Raw genomic sequence first — 19167 nt, 5'->3', positions numbered from 1 at the left:
AGGGTGCGGGATTTCCGTCAGATCCCGAGCAGGCGTACGAACAGCCCGGCCAGCACGGCCCCGACCACGGGGCCGGCCACGGGAATCAGCGCGTAGCCCCAGTCGGAGGAGCCCTTGCCGGCGATGGGCAGGACCGCGTGGGCGATGCGCGGCCCGAGGTCGCGGGCCGGGTTGATGGCGTAGCCGGTGGTGCCGCCGAGCGACAGGCCGATGCCCCAGACCAGCATGCCGACCATGTAGGGCGCGACGCCCCGCGGGATCGCCCCCGCGGAACCCAGCGTGGTGGTCACGAGGGCGGAGATCGTCAGGATCAGGAAGAAGGTCGCGATGATCTCGGAGAGCCAGTTGGCCTTGGCGTCGCGGATCGCCGGACCGGTGCAGAAGCAGGCGAGCTTGAGGCCGGTATCCTGGGTCGCGCCCCAATGCGGCAGATAGTGGAGCCAGACGATCACGGCGCCCACGAAGGCGCCGAGCATCTGGGCGGGAATGTAGGTGGCAAGCTTGCTGAAATCGCCTGAACTGACGGCGCCCGCCACCGTGACCGCGGGGTTGATGTGGGCGTCGGCGCTGCCGGTGGCGTTGGCCACGAAGACCCCGGCGAGGACCGCGAAGGCCCAGCCCGCCGTGATGGCGATCCAGCCGGCATTCTCGCCCTTGGAATGCTTGAGCAGGGCGCCCGCGACCACGCCGTCGCCGAGCACGATCAAGGTCATCGTACCCAGGAATTCGCCCAGGAATTGTGATGTCATAGTCTTGTCTCCCCCGTTCGCTGCTTTTTTGTAAGAGTTAAAAGCTTGTGCGAGCGTGTGGCCGCCGAAGGCGGTCACCGAATGTCCGACCGTTTCCGGTCTTCACCCGCATCCTGAGATGCGGGCGCGGAGCGGCCGCCTGGAAAGAGCCTCCAGCCGGCCGCGCGATCTGTGGAGGCCTCCTTCGAGGCGGCTGCGCCCCACCTCAGGATGAGGTCGCGGTGGGCGGGATCGGATCACGACGGACCCCGAGCCCGCGCACGGGCCCGAGAGCCGTTCGTCAATCCTCGTCGGTCTTCCAGTCGAAGGAGCGCTGCACCGCCCGGCCCCAGGCCGCGGCGATCTTCTCGCGCTGGCCGGCATCCATCTTCGGCGTCCAGCGCTTGTCGACGCCCCAGTTGCGCTTGAGATCGTCGAGCCCCTTCCAGTAGCCGACCGCGAGGCCCGCCGCGTAGGCGGCGCCGAGCGCGGTGGTCTCGGCCACCTTCGGGCGCACGACCGGCACGTCGAGCAGGTCGGACTGGAACTGCATCAGCGTGTTGTTGGCGACCATGCCGCCATCGGCCCGCAGCTCCTTCACCGGGATGCCGGAATCCTTGGCCATGGCCTGCAGCACCTCGCGGGTCTGGAAGGCGGTCGCCTCCAGCACCGAGCGGGCGATGTGGCCCCGGTTGACGTAGCGGGTGAGCCCGATGATCAGGCCGCGGGCGCCCTCGTTCCAGTGCGGGGCGTAGAGCCCCGAGAAGGCCGGCACGAAGTAGACGCCGCCATTGTCCTCGACCGTCGTGGCGAGCGTCTCGACCTCGGCGGAATCCTTGATCATGTGCAGGTTGTCGCGCAGCCACTGCACCAGGGCACCCGTGATGGCGATCGAGCCTTCGAGGGCGTAGGCCGGCTTCTGCCCGTCGAGGCGGTAGGCCAGCGTGGTGACGAGGCCGGCCTTCGACGGGACCGGCTCGGTGCCGGTGTTCATCAGCGCGAAGCAGCCGGTGCCGTAGGTGTTCTTGGCCTCGCCCGGCGCGAAGCAGGTCTGGCCGAACAGCGCCGCCTGCTGGTCGCCCAGGATGCCGGCGATCGGCACGCCGGCGAAGGGCGCCTTGGTCTCCCCGTAGACCTCGCTCGACGAGACGATCTTCGGCAGCATCGCCCGCGGGATGCCGAAGGTCTCAAGCATGCCGTCGTCCCAGTCGAGGGTCTTGAGCGACATGAGCTGCGTGCGGCTGGCATTGGTCACGTCGGTGACGTGAAGGCCGCCCTCCGTCCCGCCGGTCAGGTTCCAGACGAGCCAGGTGTCGATGTTGCCGAACAGCACGTCGCCGGCTTCGGCCTTCTCCCGGGCCCCCGCGACGTGGTCGAGGAGCCAGCGGAGTTTGAGTCCGGAGAAATAGCTCGCCAGCGGCAGGCCGGTGAGATCCCGGAACCGGTCGCGGCCGCCGTCGCGGGCAAACTCGCCCACCAGCCGGTCGTTGCGGGTGTCCTGCCAGACCAGGGCATTGTGCAGGGGCTTGCCGGTCGTCCGGTCCCAGATCAGCGTGGTCTCGCGCTGGTTGGTGATGCCCACGGCCGCCAGATCGGAGGGCTGGAGCCCGCCTTTCTCCAGCGCCTCGCGCATCACCGCCTGCGTCTTGGTCCAGATCTCGCCGGCGTCATGCTCGACGTGGCCCGGCGCCGGGTAGATCTGCGCATGCTCGGCCTGGGCCAGCGCGATCACGCTGCCCTCGCGGTCGAACACGATGAAGCGGCTGCTCGTGGTGCCCTGGTCGATGGCCCCGACGTAACGGCTCATCGTTCCCTCCCCTGTGATGCCCGACCGGTCTGGCGCCGGATCGGGGCCGAAAAGATCAGGCTGCCTCGGCCTTGCGGTCGAGGTAGGCGGTCAGGCGCGCCGCGCTGTCCGCGCTGGTGCGCAGGCCGAGCTTGGAGCGCCGCCAGAGGATATCCTCGGCGGTCACGGCCCATTCCTCGGTGCGCAGGTAATCGACCTCGGCCGCCGTGAGCCCGCCGTCGAAGACCTCGCCGAGATCGGCCATGGATTGCGCGGTCCCGACGATGTCCCGGGCCCGGGTGCCGTAGGCGCGGGCGAGGCGCCGGGCGGTCTCGTCGGGCAGGAACGGCTTCTCGGCCCTCAGCTTGGCGAGGAACTGGTCGAAATCGGCATCCTTCATGGCGCCCCCGGGCAGGACCGCGTCGCCGGTCCAGGCCTTCTTGAGCGCCGGGAAGTACGGCTTCAGCTTCTCCAGCGCGTGCTCGGCGAGCCGCCGGTAGGTGGTGATCTTGCCGCCGAAGACCGAGAGTACCGCCGCCCGTCCGCCCTGGTCCTCGACGTCGAGGACGTAGTCGCGGGTCACCGCCGAGGCGTTCTCGGCCGCGTCGTCGTAGAGCGGGCGCACGCCCGAATAGCTCCAGACCACATCGGCCGGGGTGATCTTGGTGTCGAAGGAGCGGTTGATGCAGCCGCACAGGTAGTCGGTCTCTTCCGGCGAGATCGAGACCGGGCCGGGCTCGCCCTCGTAGGGGACGTCGGTGGTGCCGATCAGCGTGAAGTCCCGTTCGTAGGGAATCGCGAAGATGATGCGCTTGTCGGGCTGCTGCAGGATGTAGGCCTGATCGCCCGCGAACAGGCGCTTGACCACGATGTGGCTGCCCTTGATCAGGCGGACCGCCGCGCGGCTGTTGATGCCCAGCGTGCCGCCGAGCGTCTCGCTGACCCAGGGGCCGGCGGCATTCACCACCGCCCTGGCCCGGACGGTGCGCTCGGTCCCGCCGCGCTCGTCGCGCAGCGTCGCGACCCAGCCGTCGCCCTCGCGCCGGGCTGAGACGACGCCGGTGCGGGTCAGCACCGTGGCGCCGCGCTCGCGGGCATCCATGGCGTTGAGCACGACCAGGCGGCTGTCCTCGACCCAGCAGTCGGAATAGACGAAGCCGCGCTTGAGGCGCTTCTGCAGCGGCGCGCCGTAATCGGAGCTGTGCAGGTCGACGCCGTGGGAGCCCGGCAGCGTCCGCAGCCGCGCCAGATGATCGTAGAGGAACAGGCCGAGCCGCAGCATCCAGGCCGGGCGCAGGCCCTCGTCGTGGGGCAGCACGAAGCGCAGCGGCCAGATCACGTGCGGCGCGAGCCGCAGCAGCCGTTCGCGCTCCGCCAGCGCCTCCCGGACGAGGCGGAACTCGTAATATTCGAGGTAGCGCAGGCCGCCATGGATCAGCTTCGTCGAGGAGGACGACGTGAATCCCGCGAGATCCCCGCGCTCGGCCAGCAGGACCGACAGGCCCCGGCCGGCTGCGTCCCGGGCGATGCCGGTGCCGTTGATGCCGCCGCCGACGATCAGGAGATCGTAGGCGTCGGACGGCTCGCGCTGGCGCGTTGCTGCCGCCATGGTTCCTCCAAGGCCGCCCTGATGGCGGGTTGGCATAATATTGACACGGCCGCGTGTTTTCGCAAGCGAAAAAATGAATGTTCGTTACGGTTCGTCCGCGCTGTCGGCCACCGCGAGGGTGACACCCTGGCGCTCCATGAGCGCGACCACCTCGGCCGGCGGCATCCGGTCCGTGAAGAAGGTGTCCACCTGCTCCAGACGCCCGACCTGGACCATCGGCCGACGACCGAATTTGGTGTGGTCGGCCACCAGGAAGGTCTTGCGGGCATGGGCCAGGATGGTCTGCGTCGCCCGGACTTCCTCGTAATCGTAGTCGAGGAGCGCCCCGTCGGCGTCGATGCCGCTGATGCCGATCACCGCCACGTCGACGCGGAACTGGCTGAGCGTGTCGCAGGTGAGCTGGCCCAGCACGGCGCCGTCGCGGTTGCGCACGGTCCCGCCGGCCACGACGATGCGGAACTCGGTGGCCTCGGCCAAGGAGATCGCGACGTTGAGGTTGTTGGTGATGATGCTGAGATCGTCGTGCCGGGTCAGCTCCCGGGCGACGGCCTCCGGGGTCGTGCCGATGTTGATGAAGACCGAGCAATGCGACGGGATGCGGCTCGCCGCGAGGCGGCCGATCCGGCTCTTCTCCGGCAGCAGGGTGACGCGGCGGTCGGCGTAGTCGATGTTCTCGACGCTCGACGGCAGGCCGCCGCCGCCGCGGTAGCGCTCCAGGCGGCCCTCGGCGCTCAATTCGTTGAGGTCGCGGCGGATCGTCTGGACGGTGACGCCGAACTGCGTCGCCAGGGCCTCGATGGTGACGAAGCCGCGCTGCCGCACCGCCGTGACGATGGCGCTGCGTCGCCCCTCGACGCCGGTCGCCTCGACCCTGTCGTCGGATCTCCGGTCGAGCGGTCGTGACATCGATACTCCCTCGTGTTGCCTCCCGCCGCCGCACCGCTGTAACGGTGTTCGGCCGATGTTCGTTTGCGAACATTTTTCGTTGTCGAAGGCCGCCGCGCAAGCTTGGACCGCCCGCGGCCGGCCTGCAACCGCCGGCGATTCGAACTATGATTCAAGGGTGCGCGGACGCCCGGCCCGCCGGCGGGCGGGCACAAAAAAGGCCTGCCGCGCATGCGACAGGCCGAGCCACCCGGGCGGTGCCGTCTTCGGCACGCCCTGGGGCCCTTCGATCACATGTTGTGGCGCATCCGGCGGTGATGCTTCATCATCTTCTTGTGCTTCATGCGCTTGCGCATCATCGGACGCTGGGCCGGAGCGGCGCCCTGCTCCATCGCGGCGGCCTCGCCGGCGCGCTCCATGCCGCCGCGCGGGCCACCGGCCTGCGCGCCAGAGGCGTTGTAGGGCGAGTTACCCTGGGCGTAGGCGGAGCCCGCGAGGAGCGTCAGCGACGCGGCGGCCAACAGAAGTTTCCTCATCATCAATCCCTGGCGTAGACCGGCGCAGGCAAAGCGTCGCACCTCGTCAGGCGCGTTGCCGCTGCGTCGGAAAATAAGCGGCCCAGACGAGACTTGGTTCCGCAGTCCCCGCCCTTGCAGCGCACAATTGCCGGGAGCGTTAACTCGGCCTATGTCGCGTCCCGTCCCGGCCCGGCCGCGACCGAGCACGAGGGGAGCGGGTGGCGGTGGCCAGCAGCGGTTCGGCCTATCTCCTGCTGGATGTCGCCGGCACGGCCTGCGCCCTGCCCCGCAGCGCGGTCGCCGAGATCCTGCCGCTCCCGGATCTCCACACGCCCCCCGCGGCCGGAGGCTGGCTCCTCGGCTTCCTCAATCTCGGCGGCGCGCCGGTTCCGGTGATCGATCTGGCGACCCTGCTGGGCCTGCGCCCGGCGGTCGCGGCGCCCGGCCTCTACGCCCACCTCGCGCTGATGCAGGGCGAGGCCGTCGCCTATCTCGTCGAACGCGTCGCGGATCTCATGACCGTCCCGGACTCCGCGATCCGGCAGGCCGAGGAGGCCGATACCCTCAACGGCTGCGTCGCCGCCGAGCTGGTCCTCGGCGAGCGCCTCGTCCACGCGCTGGCGCCGGAGCGTCTCCTGACCGCGCAGGAACGCATCCGCGTCGACGCCCTGACGCGGGCCGCCGCCGAACGTCTCGCCGCGCTGCCGCACTCCGTCTGACCGCGCGATGGCCCGTCCGGGTAGTCCCCGTCCCGATCTGGGTGCCGATCCCGCCTACGCGCCCCTCAAGGCGCGGATCATCGCGCGCACCGGCCATCATTACTACATCGACAAGGACGAATTGCTGATCGAGCGGCTGCACCGCCGCTTCCGCGCCGCGGCCGTGGCCGACTGCGCCGCTTACGCGGGTCTCCTGTCTGACGGCGCGTCGGGAGAGGCGGAATGGGCCCGGCTCGAGGCCGAGATCACCGTCGGCGAGACGTTCTTCTTCCGCTACGCCGAGCAGTTCCAGGCGCTGCGCGAGACGATCCTGCCGGCGCTGATCGCCGCCCGGGCCTCCGAACGCGTCCTGCGCATCTGGAGTGCGGGCTGCTCCACGGGGGCCGAGCCCTATTCCCTGGCGATCCTGGTGCACGAACTGCTCGGCGATGCCCTGCCCGACTGGCGGGTCTCGATCCTCGGAACCGACATCAGCACCGAGGCGCTGGCCACCGCCCGCGCCGCCGAGTACGGCCGATGGGCCCTGCGGACGATGCCGCCGGAGGACCGGCTGCGCTACTTCACCCGTCTGCCGGCCGCTCCGGGCATCCGGCGCGAGGGCGGCTACGCCCTGCGGCCGGAATTCCGCGGACCGGTCCGGTTCGAGCGGGGCAACCTGCTCACCCTTGCCGCCCCCGTCCCGTCGCAGGGCGAGCCGTTCGACCTGATCCTCTGCCGGAACGTGCTGATCTACTTCGAGGCCCGGACGGTGGCCGCCGTGGTGCGCGGTCTGGGCCGCAGGCTGCGGCCGGACGGGTGGCTGCTGCTCGGCCACGCCGAGCCGAGTCCCGCCTTCGCGAGCTTCCTCGACGCCGTCAGCCTGCCCGGCACCGTGGCCTACCGCCCTCGCCCCGAGGCGCCGCCGCTCGCCCTGGCCGCCGTGCCGGCGGCGGATCCGCCCCGTCCGGCGCCACAGGGGGCGGAGCCGTGCGGCCAGAAGCCCAGCCGGATTCCGACCCCGTCCGCCGCCGCCGGCGACGCGGCCGTCGACGCCGCTGCCGATCCCGCCCCGAACCCGGCTGCCGATGCCGCAGCCGGGACGATCTCCGCCGATACGATCTCCGCCGAGACGGCCCCCCCGGACGCTTGGTCGGCCGAGGAGGAGGCGGGAGGGCTCGACCGCATCCGCACGCTCGCCGATGCCGGGGAGACCGGCGCGGCCTGGCGGGCCCTGCGGACCGCGCTGGATCGAGATCCCACCGACACGGCCCTGCGCTTCTACGAGGGGCTGCTGGCCCATACCCTCGGGCGCGACGCCGAGGCCGAGCGGGCGCTTCGGGCCGCGCTCTACCTCGACCGGGGCTTCGTGATGGCGCACTATCACCTCGGCCTGCTGCTGATCGCGCTGCAGCGCCCGCACGAGGCCGTTCGCGCCCTCGACAATGCCGTCGCCTTGAGTCAAGCCCTCGGCCCGGACACGGCGCTGCCCGAGGGCGACGGCGCTTCCGCCGGCGAGATCGCGGCCAGTGCGGCCGCGGCCCGCGCCGCGCTCGGCGTCACCGACAGCAGGAGGTCCTGATGGGGGCACGCCCGAGTGCGCAGGAGGCCCGGCCGCGGACGCGGCCGGAGCGGGATCTGCGCGCCGAGCGCGCGGTCGCCCTCGCCCGCCGCGGCGCGGTCGCGGCGGCCGCCGGCCTGGCCATCGACCAGCTCGTCTGCGCCTGCGGCAGCGAGCGTTATGGCCTGCCCCTGGCAGCCGTCGCGCAGGTCCTCCCGTCACGCCCCTGCACGCCGATGCCCGGCGCGGTGCCGGCGCTGGACGGCCTCATCGCCCTGTCCGGGCGGATCGTCGGGGTCCTCAGCCTCGCCCGGGCTCTCGGCCGGCCCGACGCGGCATCGGATGCGGGGTCGGAGGGTCATCTGATCGTGCTGCGCGGGCCCCATCCGCAGCCCCTCGCCTCGCGGTGGACCGCGTGCTCGGCATCGCCTGGGTCGCCGCCTCCGGCGAGGCCGCCGTCGATCCCGACGGCTTGGGCAACGAGGCCGCTTCGGTCTATGCGCCGGGCTCCGCCTCCGGAGCGGTCGGCGACGGCCGCCCCGACTTCGTCGTCATCGACCTCCCCGTCTCCTGCGCCGCGCCCTGCCCTGAAACGGGCCGCCTGCCCCAACCGGAGCCCTCCCCGCCCGTGTCGCTCTCGATCGGAAAACGCATCCTTCTCGGCTTCTTCGCCATCACCGCCGTGGTGGTGGCGCTCGGGCTCTACGCCCTTGAGCAGATCGGAGCGGTGCGCGACACGACCGACGCGATCGTCCGGCGGGACATGACGGTCCTGCGCCAGCTCGACGATCTCGGGAACGAGGCGCGCGATCTCGGTCTCCTGCGCCGCACCGCCGTGATCGGGATGCTGATGCAGGCTCAGGGCCGCCCGGCCCAGACCGGCGAGACCCTCACGGCCTGGCGCCAGACCGCGGCCCAGGTGGAGAACCGGCTCGCCACGACGATCCAGCTCGCCGGCGAGTACCGGGCGCAGGGCATTTCCGCCGAGCGCATCGCGGCCTGGGACCGCATCGCCGCCGCGGCGAACACGGTCCAGGGCTTCTTCCGCGAGGTCAAGGCCCAGGGCGAAGCGCAGTTCGCCGCCATCGCCCAGCAGGATGTCGCGGCGGTCGAGGCCCGCAACGCGGAGATCAGCCGCCTGCAGGCGCCCTTCCTCGACGGGATCAAGAACCTCCGGTCGCAACTCGACGGCAGCATGGCCCTGGGCCAGCGCGCCGCGCAGGCGGTCTACGAGCGCTCGCGCCTCTCGATCTACCTGACCCTGGCCGCCTCGGTGCTGCTGGCGCTCCTGATCACGTGGCTGATCAGCCGTGCGGTGGTGCGCCCCCTGGAGTCGGTCATGGCCTTCGTCGCCCGCGTCGGCGAGGGCGACCTGTCCGGCCAGCTGACGGCGGGCGGCCGCGACGAGATCGGTCAGCTCTCCGCGCGTCTCAACACGATGGTTGCGGGTCTGTCGGATCTGGCGCGGACCAACCGGGCGGCGACGGCGGACCTGAACGCGGCGGCGGCGGAGATCCGCGCCTCGGCGCAGGAGCAGGCGGCCTCGGTGGAGCAGCAATTCGCGGCCGTGCAGGAGACGGCGGCCACGGTCGACGAGATCACCCATTCGGGCGCGCAGATCAGCAAGCGGGCCACCGAGGTGATCGCCACCGCCCAGGCGACCGCGCAGACCTCCCGCCAGGGCCTGCGCGCCGTGTCCGACACCGCCAAGGCCATGGAGGCGATCCGCGAGCAGGCGGAGGCGGTGGCCGGCAACATCGTCAGCCTGTCGGAGAAGACCCAGACGATCGGCGACATCATCGAGACGGTCAACGACATCTCGGAGCGCACGCACCTGCTGGCGCTCAACGCCGCCATCGAGGCGGCGGCGGCCGGCGAGAGCGGGCGCAGCTTCGCGGTGGTCGCCTCCGAGATGAAGCTCCTGGCCGATCAGGCCAAGGCGGCCACCGGCCAGGTGCGGGGGATCCTGGGCGAGATCCAGCGGGGCATCAACACCTCGGTGATGCTCACCGAGGAGGCGGTCAAGCGCGCCGCCGCCGGCAAGACGCGCTCGGACACGACGCAGCGGACCATCGAGGAGATCACCGCCCGGGTGGAGGAGAACGTCCAGACCTTCCAGCAGATCGTCGCCTCGACCAACCAGCAGCAGCTCGGCATCGAGCAGGTGATGGGCGCGCTCCAGAACATCCGCCAGGCCAGCCAGCAGACCGCGGCCGGCACCCGGCAGGTCGAGGCCGCCTCCGCCAACCTCACCGAACTCGCCCAGGCCCTCATGGCCCTCGCCGAACGCTACCGGAACTGAGGCGGCGCGCCCCTTGGCCGAGGACATCCGCAAGCTCCTGCTCGCCGCCTTCGATGTGGAGCATCGGGAGCACGTCACGGCGATCCGCGGGGCGCTCGGCAGCGCCACGCCGGATTGGAACGACGTCTTCCGCCGGGCCCACAGCCTGAAGGGGGCGGCGCGCGCCGTCGACCTCCCCGCGGTCGAGGCGGTCGCCCACCGCCTCGAGACCCTGTTCGAGGGCGTGCGCACCGGCGCCACCGCCCTCGACCGCGAGGCGGCCAACGCCGTCCACCTCGTCCTCGACCGGATCGAGTCCTACGTCGCCGGCCTCACGGACGGGGCCGGCCCGGAGATGCCGCCCGACGCCCTGGCGGCGCTCGGGCGCCTCCTCGATCTGCCCGGGAAACGCCGCCGCCCGGCCCGGCCTCGGCTCCGGCCCCGAGCCCGCCCGACATGCCGGCGGCCCCGTCACCGACCCCGTCACCGGCCGCGCCTGCGCCGAAGCCGGCCCCCGAGCCGGCCGAAGCCTCCGCCGCCATCCTGCGGGTGCCGGCGGACGCCGTCGAGGCGCTGGCCCGGGCGAGCCACGATCTGGCCAGCACCCTGGCGGGCCAAGCGCCCGCAGCCGACGGCCTCGCCCGCCTCGCCCGCCTCGCCCGCGACCTGCGCCTCGGCGCGGAGACCCTCGCCGCCGGGGCCGGCGCGGAGCGGCCCGAATGGCGCGCCTTCGCGACCCGCGCCGACGCCTTCGCCCGGGAGGCCGCGGATCTGTCGCGGCGCCAAGCTTCCGCGACCAGCGCGGTCGAGGGGGCGGCGACCCGCGTCCGGGCCGCCGCCGAGCGCCTCGCCCTAGTGCCGGCCGAGACCGTGCTGGCGCCGCTGGCCCGGTCGCTGCGCGAGACGGCCCGGGAGCAGGGCCGCGAGGTCGATATCGACCTGCGGGGCCTCGACCTGCCGGTGGAGCGCGGCACGCTGCAGGCCCTGAAGGATCCGCTGCTCCACGCCCTCCGCAACGCCCTCAGTCACGGCTGGGAGGCGCCGGAGGTGCGGCGCGCGGCCGGCAAGCCGGAGGCCCTGGGCCTCGGGCTCGCGGTCGCAGTGCAGGGCTCCCGCCTTCAGGTCACCGTCTTCGACGATGGGCCCGGGCCGGACCTCGCCCGGATCGAGGCGGCGGCCCGGGCCCGCGGCCTCCTCGGCCCCGCGGCCGCCGCCGACCCGGAGACCCTGCTGCGCCTCGTCTTCGAGCCCGGCTTCTCCACCGCCGAGGCGGTCGATACCCTGTCGGGGCGCGGCTACGGCCTCTCGGTCGCCGCGGACGCCGCCCGCCAGCTCATGGGCAGCGTCCGCCTGGAGCCGCGCGATCCGGCCGGCACCGCCCTGATCTTCAGCCTGCCGCTCTCGGCGGCCCGGCGCAGCCTGCTGCTGGTCGAGGCGGCCGGGCGCAGCTACGCGCTGCCGGGGGGCGCCGTGGAGCGCCTCTTGCGCCTCAAGCGCGGCGAACTCCCGGTCGCGATGGGACGGACGATCCTGCGGCTCGGTGAGGGGGATGCGGCGACGAGCCACCCGGTCACGGACCTCGCCGCGATCCTCGGACAGTCGGCCGATCCCGCCGATCCCGGCATGCTGACCGCCGTGGTGCTGCGGACCCGCGGCGGCCGTCTGGCCCTTTCGGTCGATCGTCTGCACGACGTCCGTCCGTTCCTGGTCCTGCCCGCGCCCGCCTTCGGGGCCGATCCGGGCCTGATCGCCGGCACGGCGGTCCTGCACGGGGACGTGCCGGTCCTGGTCCTCGATCCCGAGGGGATCGCGGTGCGCGCCCTGGCCGGGGCGCCGGGCGGGTCGTTCGGAACGATGGGGCCGGCTCAACGTTCGACGACTCCCGTGTCGCCGCGCGCATCCGCCCGCGCGACGATTCTGGTCGTCGACGATTCGATCACCACCCGGACCTTGGAGAAGGGCATCTTGGAAGCCGCCGGCTACCGTGTGGTCGTTTGCGTCGACGGGCAGGATGCCCTCGAACGGCTGCGCGCCGAGATCGAGCCCGTGGACCTGGTTCTCGCCGACGTGGAGATGCCACGGCTCGACGGGTTCGGCCTGCTCAAGGCCCTCCGGGCCGACGAGCGCTTCGCCCGGCTTCCGACGATCCTGATGACCTCCCGCGGGGATGCCGCCGACGTCGCCCGGGGCCTGGATCTCGGCGCCGACGCCTACCTCACCAAGCAGAAGTTCGACCAGCGCCAGTTGCTGGATACGATCGGGCAGCTCCTATGACCCCCGTCCGTGTGATGCTCGTGGAGGACAGCCTCGTGGTGCGCGAGCTGCTGCGCCACATCGTCTCCCGCGATCCCCGCCTCGAACTCGTGGCCGCGGTCGCCTCCGGCGAGGAGGCCCTCGACAAGCTCCGGACCGTGCGGCCGGACGTGATCTCGATGGATATCCGCCTTCCGGGCATCGACGGCCTCGAGACGACCCGCCGGATCATGGCCGAGCACCCGACACCGATCGTCGTCGTGGCGGATTCGGTCGAGGATTCCTCGCTGCGCATCTCCATGAACGCGCTGCGGGCCGGGGCCCTATCGGTGGTCGAGAAGCCGGTGGCCACGACCCATGCCGGCTATGAGGGTGTGGCCGGCGAGATCTGCACGCAACTGCGGATCATGGCCCAGGTTCCGGTCATCCGCCGCCGCCCGATCGGCACCGAATGGGCGGGCCGTGCCGTCGCTGCGCCCCACGCGCCGCCGGCCGAGCTGACCGGGCAGGCCCCGAGCCTCCTGGGCATCGCCGCCTCGACGGGCGGCCCCCCGGCGCTGGCGCGGGTGATCGGCGCCCTGCCCCAGGATTTCCCGCTGCCGGTGCTGGTGGTCCAGCATATGGGGGCGGCCTTCATGGACGGGTTCGCCAGCTGGCTCGACAGCGTCGTGACCCTGCCGGTGGCGCTGGCCCGGGACGGGGAGCGGGCCGAAGCCGGCCGCGTCTACGTGGCCCCGGGCGACCGCCACCTGGAGATCGGCTCCGGCCGGATCCTGCGGGTGATCGACTCCGCGCCGGTCTCGGGCCAGCGCCCCGCCGCGACCGTGCTGTTCCGGTCCATGGCCCGGCAATCCGGAGCCTCCGGCATCGGCGTGCTGCTCACCGGCATGGGCGAGGACGGAGCCATCGGTCTCGCCGACATGCAGAAGGCCGGCGCCCAGACCGTCGCCGAGCATGAGAGCACCGCGGTCGTCTACGGCATGCCGGCGGCGGCCGTAAGGCTCGGGGCCGCCCGGGCCGTTCTCCCCCTCGACCGCATCGCCGACCACGTCCTGCGCCTCGTGGACGGGGGGGCTCGGCCGTGATCGAGGCCGGCACGGTTGAGGTGCCGGCCCGGATCCTGCTCGTCGAGGATTCGGAGACGCAGGCCCTGGAGCTGCGTCTGCTCCTGGAGGCGCACGGATTCGCCGTGGAGCGCTGCGCCTCCGCCGAGACCGCCCTCGACCACCTCAACCGCAGCCAGCCCGATCTCGTGGTGGCCGACTATCACCTGCCGGGCATGAACGGCGACGAGCTGATCCGGCAGATGCGCCTGTCCCTGCGCACCCGGGCCCTCCCCGTCCTGATGCTGACCGGCGGCAGCGGGGGCGAGCGTCAGGGCCTCGAGAGCGGCGCCGACGCCTACCTGCCGAAATCCGCCGATCGCGACCTGATGATCCTGCGGATCCGCGCCCTGCTGCGCGAGCGTCGCCCCGCGAGCGAGGGCGAGGGCCCGGGTGCGGCCGCGTTCCGGCGCGGGCGGATCCTGGTGATCGACGGGAGCGCGACGTACCGGACCTTCCTCGCCGGCCTGATGGGCCAGGACGGCCATCACGTGGTCAGCGCCGACGGGCCGGACGCGGCGCTGGCGGCCCTGGACGCGGCGGCCGGCGCCGAGGCCTTCGACTGCGTGACGGTCGATCTCCTGGGCCACGCCTATGACGGCCTCGCCCTGTGCCAGGTGATCAGCGAGCGGCGCTCCGGCCAGGCGGCGGGTGCGGGCTTCCACCTCGTCGGGATCGCCGGCAGCGATCCGGCCAAGACTTTCCTCGTCGAAGCCTACGCGGCCGGGGCCGACGACGTGGTCTCGAAGACCGATGCCGAGGTCCTGGCGCTGCGGGTGCGCGGCTTCGTGCGACGTCGCCTGCTGGAGGAGGATGACCGGCGCATCGCCGGTCAGTTCGGCGAGCGCGAGCGGGCGGTGGAGCGCGCCCGCGCCGAGGCCGAGGCGGCCGAGGCGCGGGCCGGGCTCGCCGACGCCCTGGAGCGCGCCAACCGCGACCTCGCCGACGCCAATCGCCAACTCACCGAGGCGCAGTCCAAGCTCGTCCAGGCCGCCAAGATGGCTTCGCTGGGCGAACTGGTGGCCGGCATCGCGCACGAGATCAACAACCCGCTGGCCTTCATCCTGGCCCATCAAGGCACGGTCGAACGCCTGCTCGGCGAATTGCCGGATGCCGCGCCGGACGCGGCCGCCCGCGCCGTCGACAAGGCCCGGCAACGGGTCGGCTCGATGCGGATGGGTCTGACCCGGATCCAGGATCTCGTGCTGAACCTGCGGAAGTTCTCGCGCCTCGACGAGGGCGAACGTGCCCTGGTCAACGTCCCGGAGGCCATCGAGACGGTGCTGGCCCTGATCCAGCACAAGCTCGGCGACCGGATCGCCGTGGAGCGCAGCTTCGCGGGGCGCGCCGAGATCCACTGCACCCCGGCGCTGCTCAATCAGGTGGTGATGAACATCCTGGGTAACGCCGCCGACGCGATGCCGGAGGGCGGCACGATCCGGATCACGACCCAGTCGAGCCCAGAGTTCGACGAGATCCGTATCAGCGATACCGGTCCCGGAATCCCGGATACGTTGCGGGAGAAGATCTTCGAGCCGTTCTTCACGACGAAACCGGTGGGCTCCGGTACCGGTCTGGGTCTTGCGATTGCATACAGCGTCGTTCAAGCGCATAGCGGCTCGCTCACCGTGGAGACGGCCCCGGGTGGGGGAGCCTGCTTCGTGATCGGGATCCCGCGGCAGGCGCCAGTGCATGAGTGACGGTACGGCAGGTGTAGGGACGATCCTGGCCGTCGACGACGAGCCGGATATCCTGATCGCCCTGGAGGACCTGTTCGAGGAGTCCTACCGGGTGCTGACAACCTCGCGCCCGGCGGAGGCGCTGGAGATCCTGCGCGCCGAGCCCGACATCGCCGTCGTGCTCTCCGACCAGCGCATGCCCGGCCTGACCGGCGACGCGCTCCTCGCCGAGGCCCGCACCTTTCACGACGCGCAGGCGATCCTGCTGACCGGCTACGCCGACATCACCGCGGTGATCGCCGCCCTCAACCGCGGCGGCATCGTCGGTTACGTCACCAAGCCCTGGGATGCCGGCCTGCTGCGCTCCACCGTCCGGCAGGCCTTCGAGCGCCATAGCCTCGGCCGGGACCTCGCCACCGAGCGGGCGCTCCTGCGCGGCCTCCTCGACCACGCCCAGGACGCGATCAGCTTCAAGGACGCCCAGGGCCGGTTCGTGCGGCTGAACGCCCGCAAGGCCGCCCTCCTCGGCCACGACATCGCCGCCTGCCTCGGGCGGCGCGAGGGCGAGCTCCTCGGCCCGAAGGCGGCCCCGGTGACGGCGGCGGACGAGGCGGCGATCCGCTCCGGGGCGGTGGCCGAGAGCCTCATCAGCGATGGCCCGACGGGGGCCGAGCAGTGGAGCCACGTGACGCGCGTGCCGATCCGCGACGCCGGCGGCTCGATCAGCCACCTCGCGATGATCGAGCGCGACGTGACAGAGCAGCGGACCCTGGAGGCCCGGCTGCGGCAATCGGACAAGATGCAGGCGCTGGGCACCCTCGCGGGGGGCATCGCGCACGATTTCAACAATCTCCTGACCGCGATCCTCGGCAGCCTCGAACTCGCCGCCCCGAAGGTTGCCGACCAACCGCGGGTCCAGCGGCTGATCGAGAACGCCCGCGGAGCCGCCGAACGCGGCGCGTCCCTGACGAAGCGCCTCCTCAGCTTCAGCCGTGCCCACGACCTCCAGGCACGGGCCGTCGACGTGAACACCCTGATCACCGGGATGAGCGACCTATTCGGGCGCAGCCTCGGCGGCCTCGTCACGGTCCGGACCGACCTCGAGGAGGGTCTTGCGGCGGTCCAGGTCGATCCGGACCAGCTCGAACTCGCCGTGCTCAACCTCTGCATCAACGCCCGGGACGCCATGCCGGACGGGGGCGCCATCACGGTGGCGACCCGGCAACTCAGCATCGGCGGCGATCCCGAGATCGCCGACGGGACCTATCTGGGCATCAGCGTCACCGACGAGGGCACCGGCATACCGGAGGAGATCCTGCGCCGGGTCTGCGAGCCGTTCTTCACAACCAAGGCGGTCGGCCAGGGGACGGGGCTCGGGCTCGCCATGGTGTTCGGCCTCGCACAGCAATCCAAGGGCCGGCTGGTGATCGACAGCGTGGTCGGGCGCGGTACCCGTGTCGAGCTGGCTCTGCCCTTCGCCGACCAGGCCCCCGAGCAGGCCGCCGAGGCGTCCGGTGCCGCCCCGGTCGCCGGCCGGCGCGCCCGCGTCCTCATCGTCGACGACGACCCGCAGGTGCGGCACGTGACGGCCTCCTTCCTGACCGGATTCGGCCACAGCACCACGGAGGCCGGCGATGGCGAGGCTGCGCTCCGGCTTCTCCAGGGGGACCGCTACGACATCGTCGTGGCCGATCTGGCCATGCCCGGCATGAGCGGCATCGAGCTGGCCGCCGAGATCCGCGACCGGGATCCGCACATGCCGGTCCTGATCCTCACGGGCCACGCCGATGCGATGCAGATCCCCGATGACCTGCCGGTGCTCGCCAAGCCGTTCCGCTCGGCCGATCTCGCGGCCCGGGTCGCCACGCTGCTGGAGGGTGCGGTCGGGACCTCCGTCTGAGGGGGGCTTGCAACCAACCGGTTGCCGGCTCATTCTCTCTCCGTGGAGCCCGATGGCTCCGGGTTACGAAGAGGAGGTGGACCATGAGCAATCACGGCATCTTCCCGCGCCGCAGGCGTGACAACGATCTGGACCAGGACGGTCCACCGGACGAGTTCCGGCAGGGATAGGGGTTTTCGGAACGCGGCGCGGTCGAGTTCCCGGCCCGTCCGATACGGGCCGCCAGGGCGAGCTCCCGCGACCATCCGAGACGTGGACCCTGCTACAGACCCGTCGGCGCGAGCCGGCGGGTTTTTTTTATGACTCGCGCATCGTCATCGCGAGCGGAGCGACCCAGGGACACGCGACAGCTTGAGACCGCGCGCTGCCTTGGATTGCTTCGCTCCGCTCGCCAGGACGCGAAACGCAAGAAGCCGCCCCGGATGAGCCGGGACGGCTTCTCAGACATCGGGAGCGTCGGAACGCCCTTCGAGGGATCAGGCGGCCTCGGCGACCCGGCTCGGACCGGAATCCTTGCCGCGGGCCTCGACGTCGCGATCGACGAACTCGATCACGGCCATCGGGGCGTTGTCACCCTGGCGGAAGCCGGCCTTCATGATGCGGCAATAGCCGCCCGGACGGCCCTTGTAGCGCGGGCCGAGCACGGTGAAGAGCTTCTTGACCATGTCGGCATCGCGCAGCTGCGCCATGGCGAGACGCCGGGTGTGAACGCTGTCGATGCGGCCGAGCGTGATCAGCTTCTCCACCACCGGGCGCAGATCCTTGGCCTTCGGCAGGGTCGTGATGATCTGCTCGTGCTTGAGCAGAGCGACCGACATGTTGGCGAACATCGCCTTGCGATGCTCGGCGGTGCGGTTGAAACGACGGCCGCGATAACCGTGACGCATGGTGCTGGCTTCCTTTTCGTCTCGGCCGCCGTGCCACGGTACGGCCGGGTGCCCCGAAATCGGGGCGGTTGATTCCGCATGACCCTGCGGCGGGATTCTTTCGGGACCTCGCGTCGGCTCGGCGAAGTCCCGGGTCTGGACCGGCCGAACCGACGGCGCCGTACAGCGCCGCCCCGTTCAGCCCGAGGCGGCTTCGCCTCTCAGTAGTGCTCCTCGAAGCGCTTGGCGAGGTCCTCGATGTTCTCCGGCGGCCAGCCGGGGATGTCCATGCCGAGGTGCAGGCCCATGCCGGCGAGCACTTCCTTGATCTCGTTGAGCGACTTGCGGCCGAAGTTCGGGGTCCGCAGCATCTCGCCCTCGGACTTCTGGATCAGGTCGCCGATATAGACGATGTTGTCGTTCTTCAGGCAGTTCGCCGAACGGACCGACAGCTCGAGCTCGTCCACCTTCTTGAGCAGCGCCGGGTTGAAGGGCAGCTGCGGCGCGAGCGGCGCGGCCTCTTCCTTGCGCGGATCCTCGAAGTTCACGAAGACCTGCAGCTGGTCCTGGATGATGCGGGCGGCATAGGCCAGCGCATCCTCCGGCGAGACCGCGCCGTTGGTCTCCACCGTCATGGTGAGCTTGTCCTTGTCGAGATCCTGGCCCTCGCGGGTCGTCTCGACGCGGTAGCTGACCTTGGTGACCGGCGAGAACAGCGAGTCGACCGGGATCAGGCCGATCGGGGCGTCCTCGGGGCGGTTGCGCTCGGCCGGGACGTAGCCCTTGCCGGTGGCGACCGTGAACTCCATCCGGATCTCGGCGCCGTCGTCCAGCGTGCAGATCACGAGGTCGGGGTTCAGGATCTGGATGTCGCCGACCGTGCCGATGTCGCCGGCCGTGACGAGGCCCGGGCCGGTCTTGCGCAGGGTCATGCGCTTGGGCGCGTCCGTCTGCGAGCGGATGGCGATGGTCTTGATGTTGAGGACGATGTCGGTCACGTCCTCGCGCACGCCGGGGATCGACGAGAACTCGTGCAGCACGCCGTCGATCTGCACCGAGGTCACGGCCGCGCCCTGGAGCGACGACAGGAGCACCCGGCGCAGGGCGTTGCCCAGCGTCGTGCCGAAGCCGCGCTCGAGCGGCTCGGCGACGACGGTGGCGACCCGCTTGGGGTCGTCGCCGGTCGTGACCTGCAGCTTGTTCGGCTTGATCAGTTCCTGCCAATTCTTCTGAATGACCACGATCCTACCTCTCGTCCATGCCCGGGATCCGCGACGCCCGTTCCCGCGCTTCGGCCGTTCGG

The 19167-nt window shown here is 71.6% G+C and carries 14 protein-coding genes and 1 pseudogene; 8 read left to right on the top strand and 7 right to left on the bottom strand.

The genetic code is table 11. The features are described 5' to 3' along the window. Nucleotides 1-17 precede the first annotated feature (17 nt). From PQI07_RS20645 to PQI07_RS20625, 5 genes are all read right to left on the bottom strand, one after another. Nucleotides 18-749, bottom strand: a complete 732-nt coding sequence (locus tag PQI07_RS20645; protein WP_274927296.1) for an MIP/aquaporin family protein — start codon at nt 747-749, stop codon at nt 18-20. Between the two features lie 280 nt (nt 750-1029). Next, nucleotides 1030-2535: a glycerol kinase GlpK gene (gene glpK / locus PQI07_RS20640; RefSeq protein ID WP_043757431.1), complete on the bottom strand. Its 1506-nt coding sequence runs from the start codon at nt 2533-2535 to the stop codon at nt 1030-1032. A 55-nt stretch (nt 2536-2590) separates the two neighbouring features. Beyond that, nucleotides 2591-4123, bottom strand: a complete 1533-nt coding sequence (gene glpD / locus PQI07_RS20635; RefSeq protein ID WP_075380229.1) for a glycerol-3-phosphate dehydrogenase — start codon at nt 4121-4123, stop codon at nt 2591-2593. Nucleotides 4124-4207: 84 nt separating this feature from the next. Next, on the bottom strand, nt 4208-5029 hold the full coding sequence (locus PQI07_RS20630; protein ID WP_043352536.1) for a DeoR/GlpR family DNA-binding transcription regulator: 822 nt from the start codon (nt 5027-5029) through the stop codon (nt 4208-4210). A 269-nt stretch (nt 5030-5298) separates the two neighbouring features. Continuing rightward, nucleotides 5299-5544 (bottom strand): hypothetical protein, encoded by a 246-nt coding sequence (locus tag PQI07_RS20625; protein ID WP_051044842.1) that lies wholly within the window; start codon nt 5542-5544, stop codon nt 5299-5301. A gap of 206 nt (nt 5545-5750) precedes the next feature. On the opposite strand from PQI07_RS20625, the gene PQI07_RS20620 reads away from it, so the two are divergent. From PQI07_RS20620 to PQI07_RS20585, 8 genes and pseudogenes are all read left to right on the top strand, one after another. Continuing rightward, on the top strand, nt 5751-6245 hold the full coding sequence (locus tag PQI07_RS20620; protein WP_274927295.1) for a chemotaxis protein CheW: 495 nt from the start codon (nt 5751-5753) through the stop codon (nt 6243-6245). 7 nt (nt 6246-6252) lie between these two features. Then, nucleotides 6253-7803: a CheR family methyltransferase gene (locus tag PQI07_RS20615; RefSeq protein ID WP_053609780.1), complete on the top strand. Its 1551-nt coding sequence runs from the start codon at nt 6253-6255 to the stop codon at nt 7801-7803. Continuing rightward, complete coding sequence (locus PQI07_RS20610) at nt 7803-8549, top strand: chemotaxis protein CheW (RefSeq protein ID WP_274927294.1); 747 nt, start codon at nt 7803-7805, stop codon at nt 8547-8549. The genes PQI07_RS20615 and PQI07_RS20610 overlap by 1 nt, the downstream gene beginning before the upstream one ends. Further along, complete coding sequence (locus PQI07_RS20605; RefSeq protein ID WP_274927753.1) at nt 8435-10084, top strand: methyl-accepting chemotaxis protein; 1650 nt, start codon at nt 8435-8437, stop codon at nt 10082-10084. The genes PQI07_RS20610 and PQI07_RS20605 overlap by 115 nt, the downstream gene beginning before the upstream one ends. A gap of 13 nt (nt 10085-10097) precedes the next feature. After that, nucleotides 10098-12337: pseudogene (locus PQI07_RS20600) on the top strand (hybrid sensor histidine kinase/response regulator). Continuing rightward, nucleotides 12334-13401 carry a chemotaxis-specific protein-glutamate methyltransferase CheB gene (cheB, locus tag PQI07_RS20595; RefSeq protein ID WP_043387373.1) on the top strand — a complete coding sequence of 356 codons (1068 nt, stop codon included), beginning with the start codon at nt 12334-12336 and terminating at the stop codon, nt 13399-13401. The pseudogene PQI07_RS20600 and the gene cheB overlap by 4 nt, the downstream one beginning before the upstream one ends. Next, the gene (locus PQI07_RS20590) at nt 13398-15119 is read left to right on the top strand and encodes a response regulator (RefSeq protein ID WP_043387375.1); all 1722 of its coding nucleotides are present in this window, start codon (nt 13398-13400) and stop codon (nt 15117-15119) included. Before cheB ends, PQI07_RS20590 begins: the two co-directional genes overlap by 4 nt. Beyond that, a complete protein-coding gene (locus PQI07_RS20585) occupies nt 15112-16998 on the top strand; it encodes a response regulator (RefSeq protein ID WP_274927293.1) in 1887 nt (628 codons plus the stop codon). Before PQI07_RS20590 ends, PQI07_RS20585 begins: the two co-directional genes overlap by 8 nt. A gap of 476 nt (nt 16999-17474) precedes the next feature. Here PQI07_RS20585 and rplQ read toward each other — a convergent pair whose 3' ends face one another. Next, a complete protein-coding gene (rplQ, locus tag PQI07_RS20580; RefSeq protein WP_274927292.1) occupies nt 17475-17885 on the bottom strand; it encodes a 50S ribosomal protein L17 in 411 nt (136 codons plus the stop codon). A 200-nt stretch (nt 17886-18085) separates the two neighbouring features. After that, nucleotides 18086-19105, bottom strand: coding sequence for a DNA-directed RNA polymerase subunit alpha (locus PQI07_RS20575; protein ID WP_010686165.1), 1020 nt, complete (start codon nt 19103-19105; stop codon nt 18086-18088). Between the last annotated feature and the right edge of the window lie 62 nt (nt 19106-19167).

Origin of the sequence: Methylobacterium sp. 092160098-2, assembly GCF_028920805.1 — a bacterium.
Classification (GTDB): Bacteria; Pseudomonadota; Alphaproteobacteria; order Rhizobiales; family Beijerinckiaceae; genus Methylobacterium; species Methylobacterium fujisawaense.
This window is presented reverse-complemented; position numbering and strand designations above follow the sequence as displayed.